The organism is Conexibacter arvalis (assembly GCF_014199525.1).
GTDB classification, from domain to species: domain Bacteria; phylum Actinomycetota; class Thermoleophilia; order Solirubrobacterales; family Solirubrobacteraceae; genus Conexibacter; species Conexibacter arvalis.
On record NZ_JACHNU010000008.1, the window covers coordinates 150,763 to 177,133 of the forward strand.

At 75.0% G+C, this 26,371-nt stretch carries 24 protein-coding genes and 1 riboswitch; of the genes, 5 read left to right on the plus strand and 19 right to left on the minus strand.

Annotation, left to right across the window (positions count from 1 at the left end; translation table 11 throughout):
- Positions 1 to 141 precede the first annotated feature (141 nt).
- The 6 genes from BDZ31_RS21545 to BDZ31_RS21570 form a co-directional block, all read right to left on the minus strand.
- Complete coding sequence (locus tag BDZ31_RS21545) at positions 142 to 840, minus strand: CpaB family protein (protein ID WP_183345011.1); 699 nt, start codon at positions 838 to 840, stop codon at positions 142 to 144.
- Entirely contained in the window at positions 837 to 1,556 is a 720-nt protein-coding gene (locus BDZ31_RS21550; RefSeq protein ID WP_183345012.1) for an ATP-binding protein, read from the minus strand. Before BDZ31_RS21550 ends, BDZ31_RS21545 begins: the two co-directional genes overlap by 4 nt.
- Complete coding sequence (locus BDZ31_RS21555) at positions 1,553 to 2,398, minus strand: response regulator transcription factor (RefSeq protein ID WP_183345013.1); 846 nt, start codon at positions 2,396 to 2,398, stop codon at positions 1,553 to 1,555. The genes BDZ31_RS21550 and BDZ31_RS21555 overlap by 4 nt, the downstream gene beginning before the upstream one ends.
- Positions 2,399 to 2,546: 148 nt before the next feature.
- Positions 2,547 to 3,401, minus strand: a complete 855-nt coding sequence (locus BDZ31_RS21560) for a hypothetical protein (RefSeq protein ID WP_183345015.1) — start codon at positions 3,399 to 3,401, stop codon at positions 2,547 to 2,549.
- A 6-nt stretch (positions 3,402 to 3,407) separates the two neighbouring features.
- Positions 3,408 to 4,295 (minus strand): hypothetical protein, encoded by an 888-nt coding sequence (locus tag BDZ31_RS21565; RefSeq protein ID WP_183345017.1) that lies wholly within the window; start codon positions 4,293 to 4,295, stop codon positions 3,408 to 3,410.
- A gap of 185 nt (positions 4,296 to 4,480) precedes the next feature.
- Positions 4,481 to 5,128, minus strand: a complete 648-nt coding sequence (locus tag BDZ31_RS21570; RefSeq protein WP_221243242.1) for an MOSC domain-containing protein — start codon at positions 5,126 to 5,128, stop codon at positions 4,481 to 4,483.
- 149 nt (positions 5,129 to 5,277) lie between these two features.
- Between BDZ31_RS21570 and BDZ31_RS21575 the strand changes: the two genes are divergently transcribed.
- A complete protein-coding gene (locus BDZ31_RS21575) occupies positions 5,278 to 5,742 on the plus strand; it encodes a hypothetical protein (RefSeq protein ID WP_246345703.1) in 465 nt (154 codons plus the stop codon).
- Between the two features lie 55 nt (positions 5,743 to 5,797).
- Here the strand turns inward: BDZ31_RS21575 and BDZ31_RS21580 are convergent, their stop codons facing one another.
- The 12 genes from BDZ31_RS21580 to BDZ31_RS21635 form a co-directional block, all read right to left on the minus strand.
- Positions 5,798 to 7,027 carry a Rho termination factor N-terminal domain-containing protein gene (locus BDZ31_RS21580; RefSeq protein ID WP_343075663.1) on the minus strand — a complete coding sequence of 410 codons (1,230 nt, stop codon included), beginning with the start codon at positions 7,025 to 7,027 and terminating at the stop codon, positions 5,798 to 5,800.
- A gap of 86 nt (positions 7,028 to 7,113) precedes the next feature.
- Positions 7,114 to 7,743: a transaldolase family protein gene (locus BDZ31_RS21585; protein WP_183345026.1), complete on the minus strand. Its 630-nt coding sequence runs from the start codon at positions 7,741 to 7,743 to the stop codon at positions 7,114 to 7,116.
- A 55-nt stretch (positions 7,744 to 7,798) separates the two neighbouring features.
- Positions 7,799 to 8,710: a dihydropteroate synthase gene (gene folP, locus BDZ31_RS21590; RefSeq protein ID WP_183345028.1), complete on the minus strand. Its 912-nt coding sequence runs from the start codon at positions 8,708 to 8,710 to the stop codon at positions 7,799 to 7,801.
- Positions 8,707 to 10,764: a hypothetical protein gene (locus BDZ31_RS21595; RefSeq protein WP_183345030.1), complete on the minus strand. Its 2,058-nt coding sequence runs from the start codon at positions 10,762 to 10,764 to the stop codon at positions 8,707 to 8,709. The genes folP and BDZ31_RS21595 overlap by 4 nt, the downstream gene beginning before the upstream one ends.
- Positions 10,765 to 11,193: 429 nt before the next feature.
- Complete coding sequence (locus tag BDZ31_RS21600) at positions 11,194 to 12,627, minus strand: NAD(P)(+) transhydrogenase (Re/Si-specific) subunit beta (protein WP_183345032.1); 1,434 nt, start codon at positions 12,625 to 12,627, stop codon at positions 11,194 to 11,196.
- A complete protein-coding gene (locus tag BDZ31_RS21605) occupies positions 12,624 to 12,932 on the minus strand; it encodes an NAD(P) transhydrogenase subunit alpha part 2 (protein WP_183345034.1) in 309 nt (102 codons plus the stop codon). Before BDZ31_RS21605 ends, BDZ31_RS21600 begins: the two co-directional genes overlap by 4 nt.
- A 17-nt stretch (positions 12,933 to 12,949) precedes the next feature.
- A complete protein-coding gene (locus BDZ31_RS21610) occupies positions 12,950 to 14,086 on the minus strand; it encodes a Re/Si-specific NAD(P)(+) transhydrogenase subunit alpha (protein WP_183345036.1) in 1,137 nt (378 codons plus the stop codon).
- Positions 14,087 to 14,167: 81 nt separating this feature from the next.
- Positions 14,168 to 15,919, minus strand: a complete 1,752-nt coding sequence (locus BDZ31_RS21615; RefSeq protein WP_183345038.1) for a prenyltransferase/squalene oxidase repeat-containing protein — start codon at positions 15,917 to 15,919, stop codon at positions 14,168 to 14,170.
- The gene (locus tag BDZ31_RS21620; RefSeq protein ID WP_183345040.1) at positions 15,916 to 17,751 is read right to left on the minus strand and encodes an ATP-binding cassette domain-containing protein; all 1,836 of its coding nucleotides are present in this window, start codon (positions 17,749 to 17,751) and stop codon (positions 15,916 to 15,918) included. The genes BDZ31_RS21615 and BDZ31_RS21620 overlap by 4 nt, the downstream gene beginning before the upstream one ends.
- The gene (locus BDZ31_RS21625) at positions 17,748 to 18,623 is read right to left on the minus strand and encodes an energy-coupling factor transporter transmembrane component T family protein (protein ID WP_183345042.1); all 876 of its coding nucleotides are present in this window, start codon (positions 18,621 to 18,623) and stop codon (positions 17,748 to 17,750) included. Before BDZ31_RS21625 ends, BDZ31_RS21620 begins: the two co-directional genes overlap by 4 nt.
- Positions 18,623 to 19,576, minus strand: a complete 954-nt coding sequence (locus BDZ31_RS21630) for a DUF4430 domain-containing protein (protein ID WP_183345044.1) — start codon at positions 19,574 to 19,576, stop codon at positions 18,623 to 18,625. The genes BDZ31_RS21625 and BDZ31_RS21630 overlap by 1 nt, the downstream gene beginning before the upstream one ends.
- On the minus strand, positions 19,573 to 20,994 hold the full coding sequence (locus BDZ31_RS21635) for a hypothetical protein (protein WP_183345046.1): 1,422 nt from the start codon (positions 20,992 to 20,994) through the stop codon (positions 19,573 to 19,575). Before BDZ31_RS21635 ends, BDZ31_RS21630 begins: the two co-directional genes overlap by 4 nt.
- A gap of 141 nt (positions 20,995 to 21,135) precedes the next feature.
- Positions 21,136 to 21,269, minus strand: a riboswitch (cobalamin riboswitch).
- A 123-nt stretch (positions 21,270 to 21,392) separates the two neighbouring features.
- Between BDZ31_RS21635 and BDZ31_RS21640 the strand changes: the two genes are divergently transcribed.
- Positions 21,393 to 21,947, plus strand: a complete 555-nt coding sequence (locus BDZ31_RS21640) for a cob(I)yrinic acid a,c-diamide adenosyltransferase (RefSeq protein WP_183345048.1) — start codon at positions 21,393 to 21,395, stop codon at positions 21,945 to 21,947.
- Positions 21,948 to 21,953: 6 nt separating this feature from the next.
- On the opposite strand, the gene BDZ31_RS21645 is transcribed toward BDZ31_RS21640, so the two are convergent.
- Positions 21,954 to 22,814: a phosphatase PAP2 family protein gene (locus BDZ31_RS21645; RefSeq protein ID WP_183345049.1), complete on the minus strand. Its 861-nt coding sequence runs from the start codon at positions 22,812 to 22,814 to the stop codon at positions 21,954 to 21,956.
- Positions 22,815 to 22,929: 115 nt separating this feature from the next.
- Between BDZ31_RS21645 and BDZ31_RS26125 the strand changes: the two genes are divergently transcribed.
- The 3 genes from BDZ31_RS26125 to BDZ31_RS21660 all read left to right on the plus strand — a co-directional run bounded on the left by BDZ31_RS26125 (position 22,930) and on the right by BDZ31_RS21660 (position 26,350).
- The gene (locus BDZ31_RS26125) at positions 22,930 to 23,520 is read left to right on the plus strand and encodes an FKBP-type peptidyl-prolyl cis-trans isomerase (protein ID WP_221243243.1); all 591 of its coding nucleotides are present in this window, start codon (positions 22,930 to 22,932) and stop codon (positions 23,518 to 23,520) included.
- A gap of 69 nt (positions 23,521 to 23,589) precedes the next feature.
- Positions 23,590 to 25,335 (plus strand): pyruvate dehydrogenase, encoded by a 1,746-nt coding sequence (locus tag BDZ31_RS21655; protein WP_183345051.1) that lies wholly within the window; start codon positions 23,590 to 23,592, stop codon positions 25,333 to 25,335.
- 37 nt (positions 25,336 to 25,372) lie between these two features.
- Positions 25,373 to 26,350, plus strand: a complete 978-nt coding sequence (locus BDZ31_RS21660) for a nucleoside hydrolase (RefSeq protein WP_183345053.1) — start codon at positions 25,373 to 25,375, stop codon at positions 26,348 to 26,350.
- The last annotated feature ends 21 nt before the right edge of the window (positions 26,351 to 26,371 follow it).

Genomic DNA, 26,371 nt, shown 5'->3' on the forward strand with positions numbered 1-26,371 from the left:
CAGCACCGCGCGCTGGCGCGCGCGCTCGGTCGTGACGCCGATCGAGAGCGGTCTCCGTGACATGTGCTCAGCCACAGGGATCGGCGAGAGCGGCGCACTCCTTGAGCGGTGGGCGGCGAACGGCGCGGCGACGCCGGTTCGTCACCGCAGGCGCTCGTCGACGGCGAGGCCGGTCCGGCCGCGGCCGCGATCGCCCGGGGCGCGCGGCAGCAGCCGCAGTTCGCGCGCGAAGCTCTGCGCCGCGGCGAGGTAGACCGCCTGCCGGACCGAGACGCGCAGCGCGACGGCGACACGGCGGCCGTCGGCGCCCTCGGCGCCGGCGGACGCCTCCTCGACCGCGGCGGGAGCGGCCGACAGCACCTCGACGTCCTCCAGCGCGAGCACCGTCGCGCCGACGCGCGTGCCATCGCCGTCGCGCGTGACGAGCACGTCGACGCGTGCGCCGGCGACGACCGCGTCCGGGTCGCCGTGCGCGACGAGGTCGGCGACCCGCTCGCCGGGACCGACCGGCAGGCCGGCGGCGGCGCCCGGTGCGCGCAGCGCCGCGCGCGTCACGTACGTGCCCGCCGGCAGCGCCACGGCGGCGCGCGCCTCCCGCAGCGCGGCCGCCGAGACGAGCGCGTCGGGCGGCGCCCACCGCGTCGGCAGCGTGCGCAGCACCGGGCGGGCGTCGGCGAGCGGGTCGCCGGCCGCGACCGGCGCGCTCGTCACGAGCACCGTTCGCAGCGGACCGAGCGCCTCCTCCAGCGCCGCCTCGCGACGGCTCACGCTCGACGCCGCGAGGCCGCCGAGCAGGAGCGCCAGCGCGAGCAGCAGCAGCGCGCGACGGCGGCGGCTCATCCGGCCGTCGGCAGCTCGAGCACGAGCCGGGCGCCGCGCTCGCTCGGCGCGGCGGCGAGCCGACCGCGATGGCGGGCCGCGACGTCTGCGGCGATCGCGAGCCCGCGGCCGCGCGCGCCGCGGCCCGCGCGGGGGCGGCGGACCAGCTCGGCGACCGGCGCCGGCAGGCCCGGGCCGTCGTCGAGCACCTCGATCCGGACGGTGTGGAGCCCGGCGCGGGCGCGCAGCACGACCTCCCCGCCCTCGCGACCGTGCTCGATCGCGTTCGCGACGAGGTTGCCGCACGCCTGCGCGAGCCGGATCCGGTCGCCGAGGACCCGCGCCGAGCCGACCGGCGGCTCGACGCGCAGGCGGACGCCGTGCTCGCGGGCCGCCGGCCGCCACGCCTCGGCGACGTCGACCAGCAGGACGCCGGCGTCGAAGGCGCAGACGCGATCCTGCGCACGGCCGCCGCTGCGCGCCGCCTGCAGGTCGTCGAGCGCGAGACGAGCGCGGCCGAGCTCCAGGTCGACCGCCTCCAGCGGGCCGCGCGCCGCCGCCGGGTCGTCGGCGTGAGCGGCGAAGCGCGCGGCCAGGCGAGCCGCCGTGAGCGGTCCGCGCAGCTCGTGGCAGGCGCGCGCGACCAGCTCCATCCGCCGCGCGAGCGCGACCCGCCAGCCGGCCGCCAGCGCCAGCGCGACCACCCAGCCGCCCGCCGCGATCGCCGCGGCGCTCACGCCGCCTCCTCTCGCGTCGTCGTCGCCGCCGCGTCGTCCTCCGCGCCGCGATCGCCGCCTTCCTCCTCGCCTGCGGCGTCGTCGGCACGCTCGGACGACACGGGCGGCGCCGGATCCTCGACCGACTGCTCGACGACGCCGTCGAGCAGGCGATAGCCGACACCCCAGACGTTCACGACCCAGCGCTCCGACGGCGTCGACAGCTTCTGGCGCAGGCGGCAGGCGTGCGAGTCGAGCGTCCGCGTCGAGCCGAGGTGGCGATAGCCCCAGATGTTGCGCAGCAGCTCGTCCTTCGTGTAGACCCGCGTCGGGTCGCTGGCGAGCGTGCGCAGCAGCGCGAACTCCTTCTGCGACAGCGGCACGCGTCTGCCGTGCAGGTGCGCCGTGCGCCCGGCGGGGTCGACCTCCAGCGGCCCGACGCGCATCAGACCGCGCCGCGTCCGCTGCTCCGAGCGCCGCAGCAGCGCGCCGATGCGGGCACGCAATTCTGGGTAGGAGAACGGCTTCCCCAACATGTCATCGGCACCTCGTTCGATGGTGCGGATGCGGTTCAGCTCGCTGGCGCGGCCGCTGATCACGAGCAGCGGCAGGGCCGGGTCGATGCGGCTGGCGAGGCCGTCGGAGCTGCGCACCTCGTGCAGCAGCTCGAGGCCGTCGCGGTCGGGCAGCGAGAGGTCGAGCAGCACGAGGTCCGGGAAGCTCGTGCCGATCTCCGTCAGCGCCTCCTCGACGGTCGTCGCGCAGATCAGCTCGTAGCCGTCTGCAGCGAGGTTGTCGACGAGGAAGGAGCGCGTGTTGCGGTCGTCTTCGACGACCAGGATGGTTGAGCGAGCGTCGTTCATGGCGCCCCTGAGCGCGCGAGCGGACATCCCTCGCCCCTCCCTGCGCGAAATCGCGTGCGACCGCGGCAGGCCCGCGCCCCGCTCTGTCCCGAGGCGGCGCCCGGCTCGTTCCACGGCTCGCCGCCGCCCTGCTCGTCCGCCGCCCCGCTCAGCCGCCGGCCGCGATCTCCAGCCGCGGGCGGGCGCGGCGCTCGAAGGCGATCGTCTGCGGGCAGGCCGGGCCGGAGGCGCTGACGGTGCAGGCGAGCGGCGCGACGGCGCCGCCCGGGGCGCGCACCACCGTCCCGGGCCGCGTCCAGACCGCCGCCGCCAGCGACTCGCCGCGGCGCAGCGGCTCGGTCGTCACCAGCATCCGCCCTCCGCCGGCACGGACCTCCCAGCGCGCGCGGCGGTAGTTCTTCCCGCGCAGCTTCCACCAGCCGCGGAGCCGCGCGTGCCTCCCGTCGCCGGCGACGCGCCGGAGCAGCAGCCGCGCCCGACCCCTCGGCGTGCGCAGCAGCCAGCCGGAGCCGATCGCGTCGCGCTGCGGACGCGTCGCGAGCAGCTCGCGCCAGCGGCCGCCGTCGTGGACCTTCACGCCCACGATCCCCTGCTGGTAGCGGCCGTCGGCCTGCGAGCGGCGGCCCGACAGCGCCCACCACGTCCGCGACGCGCGGCCCTGCACGAGGCCCGAGCCGCGCGGCCGCAGGTCGGCGGTCAACCCGCCAACCAGGTCGGACGGGAGCCGGGCGCGGCGGCTCCCGCGCGGCCAGTGGTCGATCGCGTCCTGGAGCAGGAACAGCGTCAGGCCGTTGTACTGCGTCATCGACGCGTAGCCGTCCATCACCGACGGGCTCCACGCGCTCAGCAACCCCGGCACGACCGGGATCGTGCCGTCCGGCAGCAGTGGGTGCTCGCGCACGAGCCGGTCGAGCGCGCGCTCGGCGAAGGCGCGCCAGCGGCCGGCGGCGCGGCCGCCCGCCGACGCCCGCAGCGCGCCGAGGTCGGCGGCGGCCGCGAGCACCCACGACTACTCGGCGCTGCGGCCGATGTGGGTCAGCTGGCCGTCGGGCGCCATCAGCGCCAGCGCGTAGCGGCCGGCGTCGGCGCGCACCTTCCGCGCCGCCGGCCCGAAGGCGCCCGGCCAGGCGCGGTGGACCCGCTCGAGCAGCATCGTGCTGAAGAGGTGGTAGGCATGCGGCTGCCACGGCGGGTCCGACAGCGCGCGAGCGCGCAGGTTCAGCACGGCGCCCCTCCTCGCCCCCATCGCCCGCAGCCGCGGACCGGCGTGGCGCGGCATCAGCGACGAGACGATCCAGCGGACCTCCCGGCGCAGTGCCCTCAGATCGCTCGCGACGCTGCCCGGGACCCCCTCGATCACCGCCTCCGACAGCTCGGCGCCGGCTGCCGCGTAGACGAGCCGCCAGTTGTCGTACGCGGTCCGGGAGGTGAAGGCGTGGCCCTCGAACGGCGTGATCTCGGCGACCCACCGGCTCAGCGGCTGCTCGATCCGCGCCCACGCGCCGGCGGGCAGCCGGCCGGCCTGGCCGTCGCGCAGCAGCGCGGTCGCCGCCAGCAGATGGAACGGGTCGTTCTGGGCCGGCTTCGCCGTCGTCCCAAGGATCTGGGCGACCGCCGCGCTCGTCAGCTCCGCGTGGTCGGCGCCGCGCTGCGCCGTTCCCCGCAGCTGCGCGTGAGCGAGCATCAGCGTCCCGTAGTTGAAGTCGCCGTAGTCGGGCTCGAGCACGTCGCGCACGCGGCCGGCGTCGTCGGTCAGCCGCGACCACGCCTCCTCGACGCCGAGCGCGTAGGCCGAGATCCGCTCCGCGCTCCATCTGCTCGACGGCGCCGCCGTCGCGCCGGCGCACGGCAGCAGCACGGCCGCGAGGCAGATCAGGGCAGCGAAGGTTCTCCTCATGCAAGCGGCTCCGGGCGGGTGGGATCGCCCCGTCCCGGCGACCGCTCGGCGGGGCGTTCCCTCGGTTTCTCGTCCGGAGCCGCGGGGCTCCGTCCTCGAACTGCTTCAACGTTCCCCGCGGCCCGGGGAAGCGGAAACGCGCCACAGGATGTCAGCTGGGCCCGCTCGCGGCGGGCCGACGGGCGCTACAGCAGCTCGACGCGGTCGCCGACGGCGACCGTGCCCGCGCGGGCGACCCAGCAGTTGAGTGCGAAGCGGCCGTCGAACTCGTCGTTGATCCGCCGCAGCACCTGCGGCGAGACGCCGAAGGTGTCGGGGTCGATCGTCGTCATCACGCAGCGCGTGCAGACCTTCTCGACGTCGATCACCGCCTCCCCGACCCGCAGGCTGCGCCCGGGCCACCCCCGCTCCGCGAGCCCCTCGACGCCGCCGATCACGATGTTCGGCCGCAGCCGGCGGCCGTCGACGCCGAGCGCCGCGACCGCGCCGTCGGTCGAGACCAGCAGCGTCGTGTCGTCGAAGCGGGCCGGGCCGTCGACCTCGACGAGGCGTGCGGCGTCGTCGGCGACGACCTCGCGCACCGCCGTCAACGACGCCGGCGCGCTCCACGGCCGGCCGTCGACGAGCGCTTCGCCGCCCTCCCCGAGCGTCGCGCGGAGGCCGAGCAGGCGATGCCGTGTGCGGGCGGTGACGAGCCGGTCGTCGCCGTCGCGGACCTGGACGCGCCGGTCGCCGGGGATCCCGTCGACGGTCAGCTCGGCGCGCTCGAGCCGCTGACCGGCGAGCGACTTGACCGGGTAGACCCACAGCTCGGCGACGTGCATCGCGCCCATCCTCGCAGCTCCGGCGCGCCGACGGACCGGGACGAGGAGCCAGCTGCAAGTTCGCATGCAGACGTGCCAGGTCGGAAGGAGTCCTGCATATGATGCCGACGCCGCACGGGCCGCGGTCATGCCGCCCCGCACCGACCCGGCGATCACGGATGACCCAACGAGGAAACTACAGCTCCGGCGACGACTTCGTACTCGAGTACGGGGAGCTTCGCTTCACCTTCAACGAACGCGACTTCGGCGAGCGCTGCGAGCAGGCCGCCCGCAAGCTCGGGTTCGTCTCCGGCCCACTCGAGTTCGGCGAGGCCGAGGATCTCGTCAACCTCGTCGTCAACGGCGAGGTCACCGACCCGGCCTCGGCGCTGGGCGAGCACGTCAACGACTGCTGGCCCGAGCTGGTCGGCCCCTCGGAGCGCTCGCTCGTCCACTGGCTGCGCCGCCTGATCTTCCGCAGCGCCTGGCTCGACCAGCGCGTGAAGGAGGGGGAGCTCGACGTCGCCTTCGACGACGAGAGCCACACCTTCTCCTACGTCCAGCCCGATCGCGGCAACGAGCCGATCGAGCTGGCGCCCGAGCCCTCCTGGGGCCGGGTCGCGTACATGCCGCGCTCGCTGTAGACGGCGATGCCGGGCCGGCGCCCGCGATGAGCGCCGGCCGGCTTGTCGGCTGCGGCTAGCGGACCTCGGCGCGGACGGCGGCGATCGCCTTCGCGCCGGACTCGCCGATCAGCAGCTCCGGGCGGAGCGTGCCGCTGGCGAGCAGGTCGAGCGCCGGGAAGCGGCCGGAGGCGGCCAGCTCGGCGTCGAGCGTGACGACGGTCGTCTCGCCGCCGAGCTGCTCCTCGGCCGTCGCGATGACGGTCAGCGAGCCTCTCTCGGCGAGGTTGCGGGCGGCGGCGAGCGCCTTGCGCGCCGCGGCCGGGTGGACGCCGTCGAGCGAGTCGACGAGCACGACGGCGTCGCCGCCGCGCGCGGCGATCCGCTTCGCGTTGTCGATCGCGCGATCGAGCGCCTGCGACTGGGCGTCGGCCGAGGCGGCGAGCGACAGCGCCGCGGCGACCTCGACCGGACCGCTCTTCCACTCGCCGATCTCCTCGGGACGGGCGCCCGTGAGCACGACCGTGGTCTCGACCCCGTCGATCTGCGCGAGGTGGCCGGCGATGCGGCGCAGCGCCTCGGTCTTGCCGGCGCGCGGGCCGCCGACGATCGACACGCGCGAGCCGCGGCCGAACGGGGTCAGCCACTCGATCGCCTTGACGGTCGCGTCGTCCTCCGCGCCGAGCGCGAACCGCTCGTTCGGGAAGACGGCGTCGAGGTCGTCGAACTTCGCGCCGTCGGAGCCGGCCTCGTCGGCGGGCTTGCCGTTGATCGTGTCGACGCGGACGAGCGACGGGTAGCGCTCCGAGCGCCGCGGGGCGCGGACCGGGCCGCTGACCTTGTCCCCGTCGACCAGCTCGCAGCGGCGGACCTGCGCGGCCGAGACGTAGACGTCGCCGTCGGAGGCGTCCGGCCCGTTCAGGCGCACGAAGCCCGAGCCGTTGCCGAGCAGCTCGACGACGCCGGTGACGACCTCGCCCTCCTTCGGCCCCTTGTCCTTGCCGTTCTCCTCCCTGCCGCCGCGCGGCTCGCGCTCGCGACGCTCAGGGCGCTCCTCACCCTGCGACTCGTCGCGGTCGCGGTCGCGGTCGCGGTTGCGGTTGCGTCCGCCGCGGCGCCGCTTCGGACGCTCGCCGTCGCCGCCGTTGCCGCCCGCGGCGGCGTCGGAGCCGCCGCCCTGACGTTCGACGATCGCGTCGATCAGGTCCTCCTTGCGCAGACGGCGGAAGCCGTCGATGCCGAGCTCGCCGGCGATCGCGTGGAGATCGGCAAGCGGGCTGTCCGCGAGCGCGGAGCGTTCGAGCACTGACAAGGGATGGTCCTCCTGGGGATGGATGATCGGTTGGCTCCGGCCGCGTTGGGACAGCGGCCGGCGATGCTGAACGCGGAAGGCTAGCGCGTTCGCGCGCGCTCCATCGCGGCGCCCGTGAGGGGATGCGCGAGCATGCGGCGCAGCACCGCGGCGGGGACCGCCGCGTTCTCGGCGCCGAGACGCGCCGCGAGCACGACCTGCTGGGGGCTGGAGATCCCGCCGGCGAGCACCTGCGCGGTCGTCTCGCCGGTGTGGAGCGACTCGATCATCGCCTGCAGCGTCTCGCCGGCGTCGATCGCCGCCGCCTCCAGCGGCGACAGCTCGGTCGAGACGAGCGCGGCGCCGGCCTCCGCCGCCAGCAGCGCCTGGGCGGCGCTGAAGACGTGCGCCACCTCGACCGCCAGCTCCTGCGCCTCCAGCTCGCTCGCCGCCTCCAGCCCGGCCGGCGTGCACGGCAGCGCGGCGACCGCGTGCTCGTGCAGCTGCTCCAGCTCGAGGCCCTGCTCGATCAGCCGCTCGGGATCGTCGCCGTCGAGCAGCACGGTGACGGTCGCGTCGAGCAGGTCGGCGAGCTGGACGATCTCGGCGTCGGGGTCGGCGGCGCCGGCGGCGCGCAGCGACGCGCGGCTCGTGCGCGCGCCCGACAGCACGCCCCACGGCGCGATCTGCTCCACCTCGGCGACGGAGCTGGTGTCGACGAACAGCCTCATGCGGCCGGATCCTACGGGGTGGGCGGTGCGGCGGCGTGGTGCCGCGCTTCTGCCCCTACCCCTGGCGCTCCCAGCGCAGCCTGTCGGAGAGGCGCGCGTCGCTCGGCAGCTCGCGGCGGCCGGCGAGCACGTCGCGGACGGCGAGGAACTCGGCCGCCTCCCGCACGTCGTGGACGCGGAAGACGTGGCCGCCGGCGTCGGCGCCCCAGCCGAGCGCGGCGAGCGTCCCGGCGAGCCGCTCGCGCGGCGGGCGGCCGGTGATCGCGCCGATGAAGTCCTTGCGCGACAGCGCGAGCAGCACCGGCCGGCCGAAGTCGAGCACGTCGCCGAGCCGGCGCAGCACCTCGACCGTCTGCGCCGGCGTCTTGCCGAAGTCCGGTCCTGGGTCGAGCATCAGCTGCCGCTCGTCGACGCCGCGCTCGCGCGCGAGCGCGATCCGCTCGCGCAGGAAGGCGACGACGTCGTCGGCGACGGTGCCGTCGAGGCTCGGGTCGAGCAGCTTCTGCTTCGGCGCGGCGCGCGTGTGCATCAGCACCAGCCCGGCACCGGTGCGAGCGCAGACGTCGGCGAGCGCGGGGTCGCGCAGGCCGCTTATGTCGTTGACGATCGACGCCCCGGCCGCGATCGCCGCCTCGGCGACGGCCGGCTTGTAGGTGTCGACGGAGACGAGGGCGCCGAGCTCGCCGGCGATCCGCTCGATCAGCGGCACGACCCGCTCGATCTCCTCCTCGGCGGCGACGGCCGGCCTGTTCGTCACGCCCGACTCGCCGCCGACGTCGATCACGTCGGCGCCGGCCTCGACCAGCTCGGCGGCGAGCGCGACGCGCGCCTCCAGCGTCGGGTACCGGCCGGCGTCGGAGAAGGAGTCGGGGGTCGCGTTGACGATCCCCATCACCCACGGCCGCTCGCCGAGCCGCAGCGTGCGGTCGCGCGCGCGCAGTTCGACCGCCGGCCGCGCCGGGCTCATCGGACCGCAGCGGCGCCCGCGGCGCTCACGGCCGCCCGCGCCCCGACCGTGCGCGCGAGGCGCGCGGCGGCGGCGTCGGCCGCTCTCGCTCTGGCGTCGCCTCTGCCGCCTCTTCTCGGCGCGGCGATCTTGACGACCTGCCGCACGACCGCCTTGTTGCCTGCCTTGTCGGCGACCGTGATGCGGATCGTGTACCTGCCCGCTCTCGCGTAGGCATGCCGGGCCCCGCGCTTGACCCGCTCGCGTCTGCTTCTGTCGCCCCAGTCGACGATCACCGACGCGACGCCGGAGGTCTTCGCCGGCGCGGCGCCGGCGGCCACGGGCGGCGGCGGGTCGCTCGGCCGCAGCGTCAGCCGCAGCGACGAGCCGGGGCGCTTGGCGCCGGTCAGCCGCGCTCTCGCGGTCGGCGCGACCGTGTCGACGCGGAAGGTGCCGGCGGGGGCTGTGAGCGTCTGCCCGCGTCGGTCGACGGCGGTCACCGACCAGCTGTGGAGGCCGTCCGCGACGGGCGTGCGCAGTCTGAAGGAGCTGCGCGGCGTCGTCACGACCTCGACGCCGTCGACGACGACCTTGTACGAGACCCCCCACGACTCGCGCGCCGGCGTCCAGGCGAGCGTCGGCGTCGCGGTGCGCTCCCACGCGACTCTCTGCGCTCTCGCGCGCAGTCTCGTCGGCGGCTGGTCGATCACGGCGGAGACGATCGCCGGCCCCTGTCCGGGCACGTCCTGGATCCACGCGACCGCGATGTCGCCGTCGTCGTCGCCGGCGGCCGAGATTCCGCGACCGGCCGCGGTCGGGCCGAGCTCGGGCCGCGACAGCACCTGCTCGGCCTCGAACTCTCTGCCGTTGTAGAAGCGCCCGCGCACGTCGGTCGCGCCGTCGGGGCCGGTGTACTGCCACGCGACCATCATCTTCAGCGGCGTCGCGGTGCCGGTGACCGGGAAGGTCGGCGCCGTGCTCGCCGCGAGCGAGTCGACCTGGACTGGCGCGGTCGGCGCGAGGTCGGCCTTCATCGGGATCGCGGTCGTGAGGTTGGTGACGTCGTCGGTCGCGATCACGAGCCCCTGGCCGACGCCGGTGTTCGACATCCGCGCGCCGGAGCTGCTGCGGCCGCTGCCGAACGGCGCCGCGTCGGGCACGGCGCGCCACTCGAATCTCGACCCGCGGAAGCGGTGGTAGACGGCGCGCGTCGTGCGCGAGCCGTTGACGTCGAAGTGGGCGCGGGTGGTCACGCCCGCGAAGGCGTCGTCGTCCTGGACCGCGACCTCGGGCTGGTCGAACCCGACCGGCGGGAGGCCCTCGAGCGTGAAGCCGTCGGCCGCGTTGGCGTGGGCGACGCTCGGGCGCAGGCCGACGACGCGGCGGGCCACGACCGTCCCGCTCTCCCCCCACGCGACGATCGCCGCGCCGGAGGCGGCCGAGCCGACGCGCGGGCGGCCGTCGCCGGCGCCGGCGTCGGCGGCGGGGTTGGCGTCGAGCGGCGCGCCGAGCAGCTCGAACGGCGCCGAGTTCTTCGAGTACGCGATGCGGACGTCGTGCCCGCCGGCGCCGGGCGCCGCGAAGACGAGGTAGGCCTTGCCGTTGACGCCGAGGTCGACCCACGGCTCGGAGGCCCCGCCGGAGCCCCAGACGGCCTGCACCGTCCAGCCGCCGGCGCCGGGGGCGCGCGAGGCGGCGTAGATGTTGCCGCCGTTGGCGTAGGAGACGACGACGCGCCCGCCCGGCGAGGTCGAGACATGTGGATTCGACGATCCGCCCGGCAGGCCCGCGTCGACCCGCTCGGGGCCGCTCCACGCGCCGTCGACGAGGCGGCTGACGTAGACCTGCGGCCCGCCGCCCTCGTCGACCGTGTAGACGATCGCGCCGGTGCCGTCGGAGGTGATGTCGAGGTTGCCGATCGTCCGCAGCCCGCCGTGCGGGCCGAAGATCAGCTCGCCGGTGTAGAGGCCGGCGCGGGCCGGCGCGGCCGCCAGCAGCGTCGCGATCAGTGCGACGGCGGCGACGGCGGCGAGCAGGGCGCGGCGGCTGACGGTGCGGTCTGGGACGGCGTGCATGCGGAGGTCTCTCGGCCGGTCGGTCTGGTCGTGCGTTCCAACCGGCGCGAGGAGCGAAAGTTACGGCACCGAGCGGCGGCCCGTCGTGGCGGGTCGCCGCGCGGTCGCGCGCGGCCGCCTCGCGCGCGCGAAGACGGTGGTGACGCGAGGCCGGCCTCCTCGGCCCCGCTCCACCGTTCCCCCTCGATTCCGGCGCTGCGCGCGACGCATCCGCTCGCCGGCGCCGGCCCGCCACCCCGCCGGCCGGCGTCGGCTCGATGCGCAGGCGACGGTCGCATACGCGCGGCCGCCGCCGCGCGGGATTGGTAAGAACGCTGACGTTCCGTCGAGCAAGCGGGCGTCGTGACACGCCGTCGAAGCCAGCCCGGAGACACGACAGCCCGCCGGTCCACGGGACCGGCGGGCTGCGAAGCGGCGCGTGCGAGGCGGCTAGAGCGCCTGGACCTCGGCGGTGATGTCGCTGACCGACGCCTTCGCGTCGCCGAACAGCATCGCCGTCTTGGGGTCGTAGAACAGCGGGTTGTCGATGCCGGCGAAGCCCGACGACATCGAGCGCTTGAGCACGATCACCGACTGCGACTTGTCGACCTCGAGGATCGGCATGCCGTAGATCGGCGAGCCCGGGTCGTCGTTCGCGGCCGGGTTGGTGACGTCGTTGGCGCCGATGATCAGCGAGACGTCGGTGCGGCCGAACTCCGGGTTGATGTCGTCCATCTCCTTGAGCTGGTCGTACGGCACGTCGGCCTCGGCCAGCAGGACGTTCATGTGACCCGGCATGCGGCCGGCGACCGGGTGGATCGCGAACTTGACGTCGACGCCCTTCTTCTCCAGCGCCAGCGTCATCTCCCGCACGGCGTGCTGCGCCTGCGCGACCGCCATGCCGTAGCCGGGCACGATCACGACCTGGCGGGCGTAGGAGAGCTGGATCGCGACGTCCTGCGCGGAGGTCGAGCGGACCGGGCCGCGCTCGACCCCGTCGCCGCCGCCGGCCGCGGCCGCGTCGCCGCCGCCGAAGCCGCCGGCGATGATCGACGGCACCGAGCGGTTCATCGCGACCGCCATCAGGTTCGTCAGGATCGTGCCGGAGGCGCCGACGATGATGCCGGCGACGATCAGCGCGTTGTTGTCGAGCGCGATGCCGGCCGCCGCCGCCGAGAGGCCGGTGAAGGCGTTCAGCAGCGAGATCACGACCGGCATGTCCGCGCCGCCGATCGGCAGCACGACCATGTTGCCAAGGATGCCGGCCGCGACGAGGATGCCGAGCACGAACAGCAGCTCGGAGTCGACGGAGGCGATCGCGGCGGCCGAGCCGACCGCGACGAGCAGCAGCAGGACGTTGATCAGCTGCTGGCCCGGGAGCTTGATCGGCTTGCCGGAGAGGATCTCCTGCAGCTTCGCGAAGGCGATGTTCGAGCCCCAGAAGGAGATCGATCCGATGATCGCCGCGAACAGCGTCGGGATCAGGACCTTCTCCTCGAGGTCGACGCCGAGGTGGAGCGCGTGGCGGTACTCGGCCCACGCGATCAGCGCGACCGCGCCGCCGCCGACGCCGTTGAACAGCGCCACCATCTGCGGCATCGCGGTCATCTTGACCTGCAGCGCCGAGGGGATGCCGACGGCGGTGCCGACGATCACACCGACGGCGATCAGGAGGGCCGTCTCGCCGTCGGGGATCACGCCCTCGCCGATCAGCGTCGCGACGACCGCGATCAGCATGCCGACGGCGGCGATCTTGTTGCCCTGGACCGCGGTGTGCGGCCCGGTCAGGCCGCGCAGGCCGACGATGAAGAGGATGATCGCGACCAGGTAGAGCGCGTTGATGAAGTCGCGCTCCTGGTAGAAGGCGGTTGCGAGCGTGGTCATGATCCGCCCTCCGCCTTCTCCGCCACCGCGGGCTTTCTCTTGAACATGCCGAGCATGCGGTCGGTGACGAGGAAGCCGCCGACGACGTTGATCGTGCCGAAGATGATCGCGATCACGAGGATCGTCTTGCTGAGCACGCCTTCGGCATGCCCGATCACGAGCAGGCCGCCGAGCACGACGATCCCGTGGATCGCGTTCGTGCCCGACATCAGCGGCGTGTGCAGCGTGTTGGGGATCTTCGAGATGACCTCGATGCCGACGAAGGCGGCCAGCACGAGGATCGTGAGCTGGATTACCAGGTCCATGTGTCAGTCCTTCGTGGTCAGGCGCTCGCGGCCGCGACGGCCTTCGAAGCGCCTTCGTGCACGATCTCACCGCCGCGCGTGATGCACGCGCCCGCGATGATCTCGTCGTCGAAGTCGAGGGTGAGCGCGCCGTCTCTGACCATCAGGTCCAGCAGCGCCTGGATGTTGCGCGCGTACAGCTGCGAGCTGTGCTCCGCCATCGTGCTGGCGAGGTTCAGCGGCGAGACGATCTTGACGTCGTGGCGGACGACGGTCTCGCCGGGCTCGGTCAGCTCGCAGTTGCCGCCGGCCTCGCCGGCCAGGTCGACGACGACCGAGCCCGGCTTCATCTTCCTGACCGCCTCCTCGGTGACGAGGATCGGCGCGCGGCGGCCGGGCACGAGCGCCGTCGTGATGACGACGTCGACTCTGCCGATCGCCTCGGCCATCAGCTCCTGCTGCTTGGCCTGCTGCTCGGGCGTCAGCTCCTTCGCGTAGCCGCCCTCGCCCTCGAGATCGCCGCCGAGGTCGAACTCGAGGAAGGTCGCGCCGAGCGACTCGACCTGCTCCTTGACGACCGAGCGGACGTCGAAGCCCTGGACGACGGCCCCGAGGCGGCGCGCGGTCGCGATCGCCTGCAGGCCGGCGACGCCGGCGCCGAGCACGAGCACGGTCGCCGGGCGGATCGTGCCCGCGGCGGTCATCAGCATCGGGTAGAAGCGGCCCATCTCCTGCGCGCCGATCAGCGCGGCGCGGTAGCCGGCGACGTTGCTCTGCGAGGAGAGCGCGTCCATCGACTGCGCGCGCGAGATGCGCGGGACGGCCTCCATCGCGAACGCGGTCGCGCCGGCGGAGGCGAGCGCCCGCACGCCGTCGGCGTTCGTCAGCGGCGCCAGGAAGCCGATCACGACGCTGCCCGAGCCGAGCCGGCCGGTCTCCTCGGTCGAGGGCGGTGCGACCTTCACGACGACGTCGCTCTGCCAGACCGCGGCCGCGTCGTCGGTGAGCGTGGCGCCGGCATCCTCGAACTGGGCGTCCGGGATGAACGCCTCCGCACCGGCTCCGCGCTCGACGACGACGTCGAGTCCGGAGCCCGTCAACGTTCTCACGACCTCGGGTACGAGCGCGACGCGACGCTCGCCCTCAGCGGTCTCTCTGGGAACACCGATCCTCATAGGGGCGGGAACCCTACTGATCGAACAGACGCAAGAGCGCCGATTTGGCGCAGTCGACACAAGCGTCTGCGCCAACCTGGATCATCGCCGCCTGAGCAGCAGCGCGGCGGCGCCGCCGGCGACCCCGAGCGCGGCCGCCACCGGCACGATCACGGCCGCCGCGGAGCTGCCGCCGTCGTCCTCCTCCAGCGGCTGCGCGGAGGACGACGCGCCGCGTCTGGCGGCGCCCAGCGGGAAGCTGCCGCCGGCGAGCGCGACCGCGACCGAGCCGGTCGTCCAGACCGGCGTCTGGCGGCTCGTGCGCGAGAACTGGACCATGCCGCTCGGCGTCACGAGCGAGCGCAGGTAGGCGATCGGCGAGCGCGCGCCGCCGCGGCGGACCCGCTCCGGCCGCACGCCGGCGGCCCGCAGCGCCTGGACGGTCCAGCCGGTCGACATCGCGTTGGAGGTCTGGCCGGGCAGCAGCGGGAAGCCGCCGTCGGCGTTCTGGTTGGCCCGCAGGAAGCCGATCGCGCGTCTGACCGCGGGCGATCTCGCGCGGCCCGCGGCGGCGAGCGCCTGCACGACGGCCGCCGTGTCGTCGACGTCGCTGCCGCCGCCCTTCGTCGCGAAGCCCCAGCCGCCGTCGCGGTTCTGCTGGCGCCCGAGCCAGCCGGCGGCGGCGCGCACCTGCCGGTCGCGCGCGGGCACCTTCGCGGAGCGCAGCGCGAGCACGCCGAAGGCGGTCAGGTTGGTCTGCCTCAGCACCGAGCCGTCGCGCGCGAACCGTCTGCGCAGGCCGGCGACGAGGTCCTGGCCGGCGAAGGAGCGCGGCGAGCGGCCCGAGGCGGCGACGACCATGATCGTGCGCTCGAGGTCGCCGACCGTCTCCGGCGCGTTCCCGCGCGTGAGGTCTCTCGCGCGCGCTCTGACGTAGTCGAGGACGCTCGTGCCGCCGCGTCTGACGTCCTGCGGATTGCGGCCCTGGGCGGCGAGGCCGAGCGCGACCCAGCCGGTGAAGAGGTCGACCGACGCCTGGCCGGGCGCGGCGCCGAAGCCGCCGTCGCGGTTCTGCGACCGCTCGAGGTAGTCGACCGGCGTGGCGGCGCGAGCGTCGGCCGGCGCGAACGCCGCGACGGCGATGCTCGCGCTCGCCAGCGCGACGGCGACGAGCAGCAGCGGCGACGCCGCCGCCGAGCGGGCGGCGTGCGCGGTGCCGGCCTCCGGCGCGCCGGCCGGCACAGACGGGGCCCAGGAGAACTCGAAGCGGGTGCGGAAGCGGCGCAGCGTGCGCACGAGCGCCGGGCCGAAGACGAGGTAGAAGACGACGTTGCCGACCGCGTGCGCGACGTCCCACGGCAGCGAGGTCGCCTGGTAGGCGGCGAAGCGGCCCCACAGGTCCTGGTCGCCGAACGTGACGACGCTGCCGAAGTTGACGACGACGCCGAAGGCGAGGCCGGCGAGGCCGCAGGCGAGCGCGAGCGGGAGGCGGCCGAGGTCGCGGCCGCCGAGCCGTGCCAGCAGCGCGCCGAAGATGCCGATCGCGCCCCAGGCGCCCATCTGCCAGGGCGTCCACGGGCCTTGCGTGAAGAAGAGATTGGAGGCGAGCGCCGACACGGCGCCGACGGCGAAGCCCGGGGCGCCGCCGAAGACGTAGCCGGCGAGCAGCACGATGTCGGTCGTCGGCTTGACGTTCGGGACCGCGGCGAAGGCGATCCGGCCGAGCACCGCGAGCGCGGCGAGCGTGCCGACGAGCGCGAGCACCCGCGCCGAGGGGTGCGAGCGCTCGTACCAGGCGAAGCCCGTGACGAGCGCGAGCGCGAGCAGAAGGAACGAGGCGAGCTGCCAGCTCACGGGCGGGCCTCCGTCGGGGTCGTGGACGTTCTGGGGGCGGCCGTGCCGGGAGCGGCCGTGCCGGGAGCGCGGGCGGCGAGGAGGGTCCGCACGAGCGCGGCGCCGGCCTCGGGGTCGAGCGCGCCGCCGGCGCCGCCAAGGATCCGCGCCGTCTCGGTCGCGAAGTACCAGCCGCCGGCGAGCGCCTCGGCCGCCGGGCCGTCGGCGATCGGCCGGCCGTCGCCGAGCAGCACGACGCGCGCGGCGAAGGCGGCGGCGAACTCCGGGTCGTGCGTGGTGACCAGCAGCGCCGTGCCGGTCGCGGCGAAGCGGCCGAGCAGGACGGCGAGGTCGGCCTTGTGGGCGCGGTCCATCCCGCGCGTCGGCTCGTCGAGGCAGAGGACGGCCGGCGGCTCGGGCGAGTCGAGCACGATCGCGAGCGCGAGCCGCTGGCGCTCGCCGCCGGAGAGGTCGCGCGGATGGCGGTCGGCGTGGGCTGAGAGGCCGGCGGCGGCGAGCGCGTCGGCCGAGGCCTCGTCGCCGACCCGCTCGTGGACGAGGTAGTCGTTCGGGTTCTGCAGCAGCAGCGCGACGCGGCCGGCCGCCTCGACGGAGCCGCGGGTCGGCCGCTCGAGGCCGGCGACGTGGCGCAGCAGCGTCGACTTGCCGGCGCCGTTGCGGCCCATCAGCGCGACCCGCTCGCCCGGCGCCAGGCGCAGGTCGACCGCGCGCAGGATCGCCGCGCCGTCGTGCGGCTCGCACCACAGCCGCTTCAGGCGCAGCGCGGCGGGCGCGCGGTCAGCGCGCAGACGCCCGAGCCGGCCGCGCGGCGGCGAGGGGGGCGAATCGGCGGCGCGCGCGCCCTCCCGGGTGGGTGGGAACAACTCTCTTCTCGCGGGATCGGCCTGCGGCGGGGCGGCGGCGGGCTGCGCGGGGTCGGCGACCGTGTGAGACGACGCGGAAGCCGCCGGCGGCGGTGCGATCGGCAACGGCGGGGCGGCGGGGTCGGGGAGGGCTTGGGCGGCGCGGAGGGTGGCGCGCGCCTCCTTGACGCCGACCGGCGGCGGGGCGAGGCCGGCGCGGGAGAGCAGGCGGGCGCCGGGGGTCTCGAGCGCCGGGGCCTCGCGCGCCGCCCAGGCGAGGAAGTCGCGCGGGGAGCCGTCGCAGGCGAGGCGGCCGTCGACCAGCGCGATCACGCGGTCGGCGGCGGCGAGGCAGCGCTCCAGCCGGTGCTCGGCGAGCACGATCGTCGTCCCCCACTCTTCGTTCAAGCGGCGCAGCAGGCCGATCAGCTCGTCGCCGGCGACCGGGTCCAGCTGCGAGGTCGGCTCGTCGAGAAGGACCAGGCGCGGGCGGCCGGCGAGCGCCGCGCCGAGCGCGACCCGCTGCAGCTCGCCGCCCGACAGCTCGTGGGTCGGGCGGTCGAGCAGGTGGGCGACGCCGAGCGCCAGCGCCGCCTCCTCCACCCCGCGCGCGACGGCGGCCGGCGGCTCGCCGCGGTTCTCCAGCGGGAAGGCCAGCTCGCTGCGGACCGTCCCCATCACCACCTGCGTCTCGGGATCCTGGAACAGCGAGCCGGCGACGGCGGCGAGGTCGCCCGGGCCGTGTCTGCGCACGTCGAGTCCGCCGACGCGCACCTCGCCGGAGATCTCGCCGCCGTGGAAGTGCGGCACGAGCCCGCTGCCGGCGCGCAGCAGCGTCGACTTGCCGCCCCCCGAGCGGCCGGCGAGCACGACGAACTGGCCGTCGCAGACCGTCAGCGAGAGGTCGCGCAGCGACGGTGCGCTCGCGCCCGGGTAGGTGTAGGTGACGTGCTCGAGCTCGAGCACCGCCGGATGGGCCGAGCCGCTCACGCGAGCCCTCGCCGGTCGAGGAACGGCAGCAGCGGCAGCAGCGCGACCGCGGCGGCGAGCGCGATCGTCGCCCCGCCCCAGTCGCCCTCCAGCCGCGGATAGGCCTCGAACGCCGCCACCCCGGCGAGCCGGCCGCCGACGGCCAGCGCGACGAGCGCGACGGCGACCGCGGCGAAGGCGATGTCGTGGCGCGACCACGGCGCGGCCTGCCGGCGGGCGGCGGCACCGCTTGCCGAGCCCGCGCCGCCGTAGCCGCGCACCTCGAGCGCGGCGGCGACCTCGACCGCGCGGTCGAGCGCGCCGCTGGCGACCGCGCGCAGGAGCGTGACGCGCGACGGCGGCGGGCCGGGACGGCAGCGCTGCGCGTCGGCGATCCGCCGGCCGTCGCGCTGCAGCAGCGGGACCATCCGCGTCGCGAGCGTCGCCGTCAGCGCCGAGCGGAAGGAGACCCCGCGGAACAGGCGCAGCAGCTGGTCGGGGTCGACGACGAGCGTGAGCAGCGCGAAGGCGACGATCAGCGCGAGCGCGCGCAGGCCAAGGATCCCGCCGTAGACGGTCGCCTCCAGCGTCACGTCGAGGCGGCCGAACCACGGCAGGTCGCCGAAGCGCGCGATCACCGTCAGCCCCTGGCGCGAGACGAACGGGTTGACGAGCACGACGAGCGCGACGAACGGCAGCGCGAACAGCAGCGTGCGCCGCAGCTCGCGCCCGACGCCGGCCGCGACCGCCGCCCCGATCCCGGCGACCAGCGTCGCCGCCAGCACGAGCGGGTGGTCGTACAGCAGCGCGACCAGCGCGATCGCGACGCACAGCCCGCTCCCGACCGCCGCGCGGACGGCGTGCAGCGGGCTCGGGCGGCGGCGGTAGCCCATCAGCGCAAGAGCGGCAGGCCGACGTCGTCGCCGGCGGGGTCGGTCGCGAGCGCGAATCTCTGTCTCAGCCGCTGCGGGACGAGCGCGTCGGCGGCGGCGGCGACGCCGTCGAGGTCGGTCCCGGTGACCGTCCACGTCGGCACCTGCTCGCCGAGCTTGACGGCGGCGACGAGACCGGCGCCGGCGCCGACGGCGCGGGCCGTGCGACCCTGCGCGTCGAGCAGCTCGAGCGTTCTGCCGTCCTCGTCGAATCTGGCGAAGACGCCGCTGGAGGTCGGGCCCTTGTCGATCAGCCGCAGCGCCTGGTCGCGGCGCAGGTCCTGCCAGCGGCCGACCATCACGCGCAGCACCTCGGTCTCGACGTTCGTCCCGAGCGTCTGGCGCGAGGCCTTCGTCCCGACGTCCGACAGCTGCTGGGAGACCTGCTGGCAGATCTCCTCGGAGTCCTTCGCGCACTGGATCACGACCGGGTAGCGCTTGCCCTCGGCGCCGTGCGCGAACGGCTCGGGGAACTGGCCGACGACGGCGTTGACGTTCTGCGAGCCGCTCCAGTCGTGGTAGTCCCACCAGACGCGGTCGCCGCCGTGCAGCTCGAAGTCGGCGGCGCTCTCCTCGCCGACGATCCCGTTGACCCAGTAGAACCAGTCGGCCTTGCCGCCGCTGCCGCCGCCGGCGAGGCCGTCGATCGACTGCACGAACTTGCCGCCGTAGGTGGTTCTGACGTCGAAGGCCCGCTCGGTCAGGCGCATCGCCGTCTCGGACTCGGGGATGTTCTGCTCGATCTGGGCGCCGAGCGTTCTGGCGCCGAAGTCGCGCGTCACGAGGATGCGCGCGTCGCCGCTCTTCTCGCCCGCGCCGAGGCCGCAGCCGGCCAGCGCGACGGCGGCGAGCGCCGCCGCGCAGGCGCCGCGCAGCGGCGCGCGGAGACGGACGGCGAGGCGCGCCCCGCTCATCGCGGCACCCGCGTGCAGGAGTTGGCCCGCGCGCACCAGAACCAGACGACCTTCTGGCCGCCGCGCAGGCGGCCGCTGCCGAACGGGCCCGACGGATCGGCTGCGCCGGCGGTGCCGACGCGCCCGTTGACGGCGTAGACCCAGCCCGCCTGGCCGCGACGGCGGTCGCTCCCGACCTGCGTCACGTAGAGGCCGCCGGAGTTGGCGGCGCGGCGGCCGCAGGAGCCGTAGTCGGCGACCTTGACGGCCGGCGCCCCGGCGCGGTCGGCGGCCAGCAGCGCCGCGAGCGGCGTGCCGGCAGGGACGGCGCAGCGCTTGCGGCCGACCTTCACGGTCGTCGCCGAGGCGGTGACGGTGCGGCTGCCGAAGACGGTGCCGCGCTTGCCGACGACCTTCGTCGCGACGCGCGGCGACGCGGCCGCGACGGCGACGGCGACGGCGACGGCGCTCGCGGAGCCCTGCGCGCCGCGGGCGCGGACGGTGAAGCGGGCGACGGCTCTGCCGACGTTGCCGGCGCCGTCGGTCGCGCGCGCCTGGAGCGTGTAGCGGCCGGGCGCGAGGCGCGAGGGCAGCAGGTAGCTCCAGCGACGGCGGTCGCCGGCCGCGACCCAGGCCGCTCTGCGCTTGCAGGGGACGAACCGCTCGCTGCGGCCGTCGAGCACCGTGCAGGCGCCGCCGGCGCGGCGGGTCAGCCGCAGCTCGACCTTCGCGCCGGACGGGTCGGCGGCGGTGCCGCGCAGCGCGCGCGGCGCCTTGCCGGCGGCGAATGCCTTGCCGGCCGGGAGGCCGGCGATCTTGACCGTCGGCGCCGTCACGTCACTGCTGCCGCAGCGGCCGGCGGCGCAGTGGAGCGGCGCCGACGGCACGTCGCTGTCGCGGGTCGCGCGCAGGCTGCTCTGGCCGGCGGCGAGCGTCACCTTCGCGCGCCCGCGCGCGTCGGTTCTGACGGCCTTCGTCCCGCCGGAGACGGTCGCGCCGGGGACCGGCGTCGTCGTCCCGTCGGGCGCGTACGCGACGACGCGGACGGTCGGCGCCGCGCTTCTGCCTCTCGGCGCGACGATCCCGAGCGGGCGGTTGGTGCAGCCGCTGTAGTCGGGGGTCGGCTCGCAGACGAACAGCAGCAGCTCGTCGCCGTTCTGCAGCTCGGTGTCGCAGAGGCCGGTCATCGACGATCTGCCGTTGAGCCAGACGACCCAGTAGTCGCTGCCGCTCGGCGCGACGCCGCCGACGCCGGTCAGGAAGTAGCCGAAGCTGGGGTTGTACGAGGCGCTCCATCTGCCCTTCGTCGCCAGCTCGAGCGCGCCGGCGGCGCTCGTGCCGCTGCAGGCGTGCTCGCCGTCCTTGGCGACCGCTCTCGCGCTCGTCGTCACGCGCGCGTCGGCGAGCGTCGCGCTCGGGCCTTCGACGCGGACGGTCACGCTCGCGGGCTTCCCCGCCGCTTGGGCTGAGGCCGCCGCGAGGGCGGTGACGGCAAGGGCTCCTGCGAGTGAGCCAAGGATGGAGCGAGTCATACGTGCACCCCTTTCCGCGAGGGCGTCTGAACCGTGGGTCGTGACTCTGTCTCCTGGCTTCCGGGCCTACCCGTTCCGCGCCTTCCCGGGAGCATGCTCCCAGTGGCTGCGCGCCAGGCGCGCGTGCGGCGGGCGTCCCCGGTCACAGTGGCGGGTCCGCACCGGCTTCTCACCGGACTTCCATCGCCACGACCTCGAACGGCGCGGATGGTAGCGCGAGAGACGTTGCGGATGCCGCCGAACAGGTTGCAACCCGGCTGGAAATCGGGGTCTTCCACGCCCTTCCGGGGCTAGACTCAGGCTCCATGACGGTCAACCTGACACGCATCTACACGCGCCTGGGCGACAAGGGCGAGACCCATCTCGGCGACATGAGCCGGGTGCCGAAGACCCACCCGCGGATCGAGGCGTACGGGACCGTCGACGAGCTCAACGCTCACCTCGGCGTCGCGGTCGCGACGCCGGGCATGCCCGAGCAGTACGTGCCGTGGCTGCGGCGGGTCCAGAACGACCTCTTCGACGTCGGCGCCGACGTCTCGGTCCCGCACGGCGGCGACCGCGAGCGCCTGCGGGTCAAGCCCTCGCAGACCGCCTGGCTGGAGGAGCGCTGCGACGAGGTCAACGCGACGCTGAGACCGCTGCGCTCGTTCGTGATCCCCGGCGGCACGGCGGCGGCCGCGCAGCTGCACGTCTGCCGCACCGTCTGCCGCCGCGCCGAGCGCGCCGCGATCGTCTGCGGCGACGAGCTCAACGCCGAGGTCGTCTCCTACCTCAACCGCCTCTCGGACCTGCTGTTCATCCTCAGCCGCGGCGCCAACGGCCCCGACGAGCCGCTCTGGGAGCCGGGCGCCGGGCAGTAGGCGCCCTCAGCGCCTCGGCGCGCGCAGCAGCAGGAGGCCGAGGGCGACGGCGAGCGCGAGGGCGGCGACCGCGAGCGCGCCGGCGCCGACGACGAAGGTGGTGTGCTCGGCGGCGTAGTCGAGCGTCTGCCGCGGCCGCGCGAGCAGGACCATCGCCGCGAGCAGCGCCGCCGAGGCGGCGGTCACGCCGGCCGGCGCGAGCACCTCGCGCAGCGGCAGCGGGCGGCCGGCGCCGCTCTCCTCCTGCGGCCAGCGGACGGCCGCCCACGACAGCACGGCGACCGCCGCCGCCGCCCACGCCGCCGCGACGAGGAAGCCGCCGAGGACGTCGCTCGGGTAGTGCCAGTTGAGCGTCAGGAACGAGAAGGTGACGGCGACCGCGAAGACGGCGCCGAGCGCCGCCGCCCACGCGCGCAGCCGCGCCGGCGCGACGAGCACGGCGCAGAGCGCGAGCGCCATCGAGGCGGTCGCGTGGCCGCTCGGCCAGGAGGCGGGAATGATCTGGCCGAGACCGTCGAGCAGCTCCGAGTGGCGCGGCGTCGCCAGCGCCGGCTTCAGCAGCTGCGTCGTCAGACCCGAGCCGAACAGGACGATCACGACCGCCGCGGCGGTGCGCGGTCTGCGCCGCAGCAGCGCGACGGCGACGAGAGCCGCCGCCAGCCAGACGAAGCGGTCGGGATCGCAGAGGCGCGCGAGGAAGAGCGCGATCGGGTGGACGCGCGGTCCGTCGAGGTTCGCGAAGCCGGCGAGGATCTGCGCGTCGAGGTGGTTGGCCGCTCCCGAGCGCGTCGCGAGCAGGTAGACGAGCGGCAGCAGGACAGCGGCGGCGAGCGCTCCGGCACCGGCGAGCTGTGCGCGGCGAGGCATCGGGGACACGGTAGCGAGCCGGATCCTAAACTCGGCATAAACACTGTAGAGACCGGATAATTGACTGAATCGAACCGGCGCATGGGCGGGGTCCGTTCCGCTACATTCCCGCGGCGTGACCACTGCTCGCGCTACCCGATTCCTCGCCGTCGGCCTCACTGGCGCGGCGCTCCTGATCGCCGGCTGCGGCGACGACGACGACGCGTCGAACGCATCCGCCGCGACCTCGACCGCGGCCGAGACCGCGACGACCACGACGCCGGCCGACCCGGCCGCGACGCCGATCAGAAACCCGTTCAGAAGACCGGTCCAGAGAGCCCACCCGGGCGAGAGACCGGACCAGCTGATCGTCAAGGACGTGAAGGTCGGCGACGGCGAGGAGATCGCCGCCGGCGACACCGCGATCGTCGACTACTACGGCACGATCTACCAGACGGGCAGAAGATTCGACTCGTCTTGGGACCAGGGCAGACCGCTCGAGATCAGAATCGACGCCGGCGGCGTGATCGCCGGCTGGTGGCAGGGCATCCCGGGCATGAGAATCGGCGGCCGCCGCACGCTCGTGATCCCGCCGGCGCTCGGCTACGGCGAGCAGGACAACGGCTCGATCCCGGCGAACTCGACGCTCTTCTTCACCGTCGACCTGCTCGGCATCAGACGCGAGACGCCGACGGGCCCCGCGCCCGAGGGCCAGCCGGTCGGCTGATCGCGCCTGCGCGCCGCCGCCCCGGCGGCGCGTTTCGCCGCCTGCCCGGCGGGCACCATCGCACCCACGATGGCCCGCGGCAGAACGACGATCGCCGAGCAGTTCGTCGAAGTCCTGCGCGACACCGGCGTCGAGCGGATCTACGGCCTCGTCGGCGACTCGCTCAACCCGATCGTCGACGCGGTCCGGCGCACCGACGGGATCGACTGGGTCCACGTCCACAACGAGGAGTCCGCGGCCTTCGCCGCCGGCGCCGAGGCGCAGCTGACCGGCAGGCTGGCGGTCTGCGCCGGCAGCTGCGGCCCCGGCAACACCCATCTGATCCAGGGTCTGTACGACGCCCACCGCAGCGGCGCGCCGGTGCTCGCGCTCGCGTCGCACATCCCCTCCGACCAGGTCGGGACGCTCTTCTTCCAGGAGACCCACCCCGAGCGGCTGTTCCAGGAGTGCAGCCACTACTGCGAGCTGATCTCCCAACCGGGGCAGATGCCGCGCGTGCAGCGGATCGCGATCCAGACGGCGCTCGGCAAGGGCGGCGTCTCGGTGCTCGTGCTGTCGGGCGACGTCGCCGACGAGGAGGCGGCGCGTCCGACCGGGCACAGCGCGATCGCCGCCCCGGCCGCCACCGTCGTGCCGGGCGAGGAGCAGGTCCGCGCGCTCGCCGACGCGATCGACGCGGCCCACAGCGTCACGCTCTTCTGCGGCGCCGGCGTCCGCGACGCCCACGCCGAGGTGATGGAGCTGGCGGGGAAGGTCCTCTCCCCCGTCGGCCACGCGCTCGGCGGCAAGGAGTGGATCCAGTTCGACAACCCCTACGACGTCGGCATGAGCGGCCTGCTCGGCTACGGCGCCTGCTTCGAGGCGTGCAACGAGGCAGACCTGCTGATCCTGCTCGGTACCGACTTCCCCTACGACAGCTTCCTGCCGCAGCGGCGCACCGCCCAGGTCGACCGCGACCCGTCGAAGCTCGGCCGCCGCACACTCGTCGAGGTGCCGGTCCACGGCGACGTCGCCGCGACGATCCGCGCGCTGCTGCCGCTGATCGAGCAGAAGCGGGACCGCTCGTTCCTGGACCGGATGCTGAGAGCGCACGCCTCGAGACTGGAGCGGGTCGTCTCGGCGTACACGAGAGACGTCGAGCGCCACACGCCGATCCACCCCGAGTACGTCGCCGCCGTGCTCGACGAGGTCGCCGACGACGACGCCGTCTTCACCGTCGACACGGGGATGAACAACGTCTGGGCGGCGCGCTACCTGACCCCGAACGGACGCCGGCGCGTGATCGGCTCGTGGCGTCACGGGACGATGGCCAACGCGCTGCCGCAGGCGATCGGCGCGCAGATCTCCCATCCCGACCGGCAGGTGATCTCGCTGTCGGGCGACGGCGGGCTGGCGATGCTGATGGGCGAGCTGCTGACGGTGAAGATCCACCGCCTGCCGCTGAAGATCGTGCTGTTCAACAACGCCTCGCTCGGGATGGTGAAGCTGGAGATGCTCGTCGGCGGCGTGCCCGACTGGCAGACCGACCACCCGGCGCACGACTTCTCCGCGATCGCCCAGGCGGCCGGCATCGACGCGATCCGGATCGAGGACCCGACGAAGGTCGGAGACGGCCTCGCCGACGGCCTGGCGCGGTCCGGTCCGACGCTGATCGAGGTCGTCACCGACGCCAACGCGCTCTCGATGCCGCCGAACATCACCGCGGCGCAGGTGAAGGGCTTCGCGCTGGCCGCGAGCAAGATGGTCGTCGAGGGCGGCGTCGGGCGGATGATCGACCTCGCCCGCTCGAACCTGCGCAACATCCCGCGGCCGTAGCGGCTCGATAGGCTGCCCGGCCCGCCACCGGCCCGCCATGTCGAACCCCGCCCCCATCCCGCTCATCCTCGACGTCGACACCGGCATCGACGACGCGCTCGCGCTGCTGTTCGCGGCCGGCAGCGCGGAGGTCGAGCTGGTCGGCGTGACGACCGTCGCGGGAAACGTCGAGCTCGCGCATGTCACGCGCAACACGCTCGCGGTGCTGGAGCTGGCCGGGCGCGGCGAGGTCGAGGTCGCCGCCGGCGCCGCGGCGCCCCTCTGCAGACCGCTCACCCCCACGCCGGAGACGCACGGGCCGGAGGGGATCGGGCGCGCGACCGTCCCGCCGCCGGTGGCGCGGCCGTCGGAGCGGAGCGCGGCGCGGCTGATCGTCGAGCAGGCGCGCGCCCGGCCGGGCGAGATCACGCTCGTCGCGCTCGGGCCGCTGACGAACGTCGCCGCCGCCGTGCTGTGGGAGCCGGAGCTGCCGCGGCTGCTGAAGCGGCTGGTGGTGATGGGCGGCACCTTCAGAGAGGCCGGCAACACGACCCCCGTCACCGAGTGGAACATGACCGTCGACCCGGAGGCGGCCGCCTGCGTGCTGCGGCGGTTCGGCCGCGACGGCGCCCCGCTCCCGCTGCTGATGGGGCTCGACGTGACGCAGACCGCGGCGATCCTCCCCCACCACCTCGCCGCCCTGCGCGCGCGGGCGGGAGACGGCCCGCTGGTGCGGTTCGTCGAGGACGCGCTCGGCTTCTACTTCGACTTCCACGAGCGGTACGACGGGTTCCGCGGCGCCCACGTCCACGACCCGTTCGTCGTCGGCAGCGTGCTCGACCCGGGGCTCCTGTCGGCCCGTCGGACGCTCGCGGTCGGGATCGAGCTCGGCGGCGAGCGGACCGCCGGCATGACCTTCGCCGACTGGAAGGGCACCGGCGGCGAGCCGCCCAACTGCGAGGTCCCCTTCCGCGGCGAGGGCGGCGCGTTCGTCGAGCGCCTCGTCGACCGGCTCGTCGCGCTCGCCGCGCGCTGAGCGGCCGCTCCCCCACGGTGG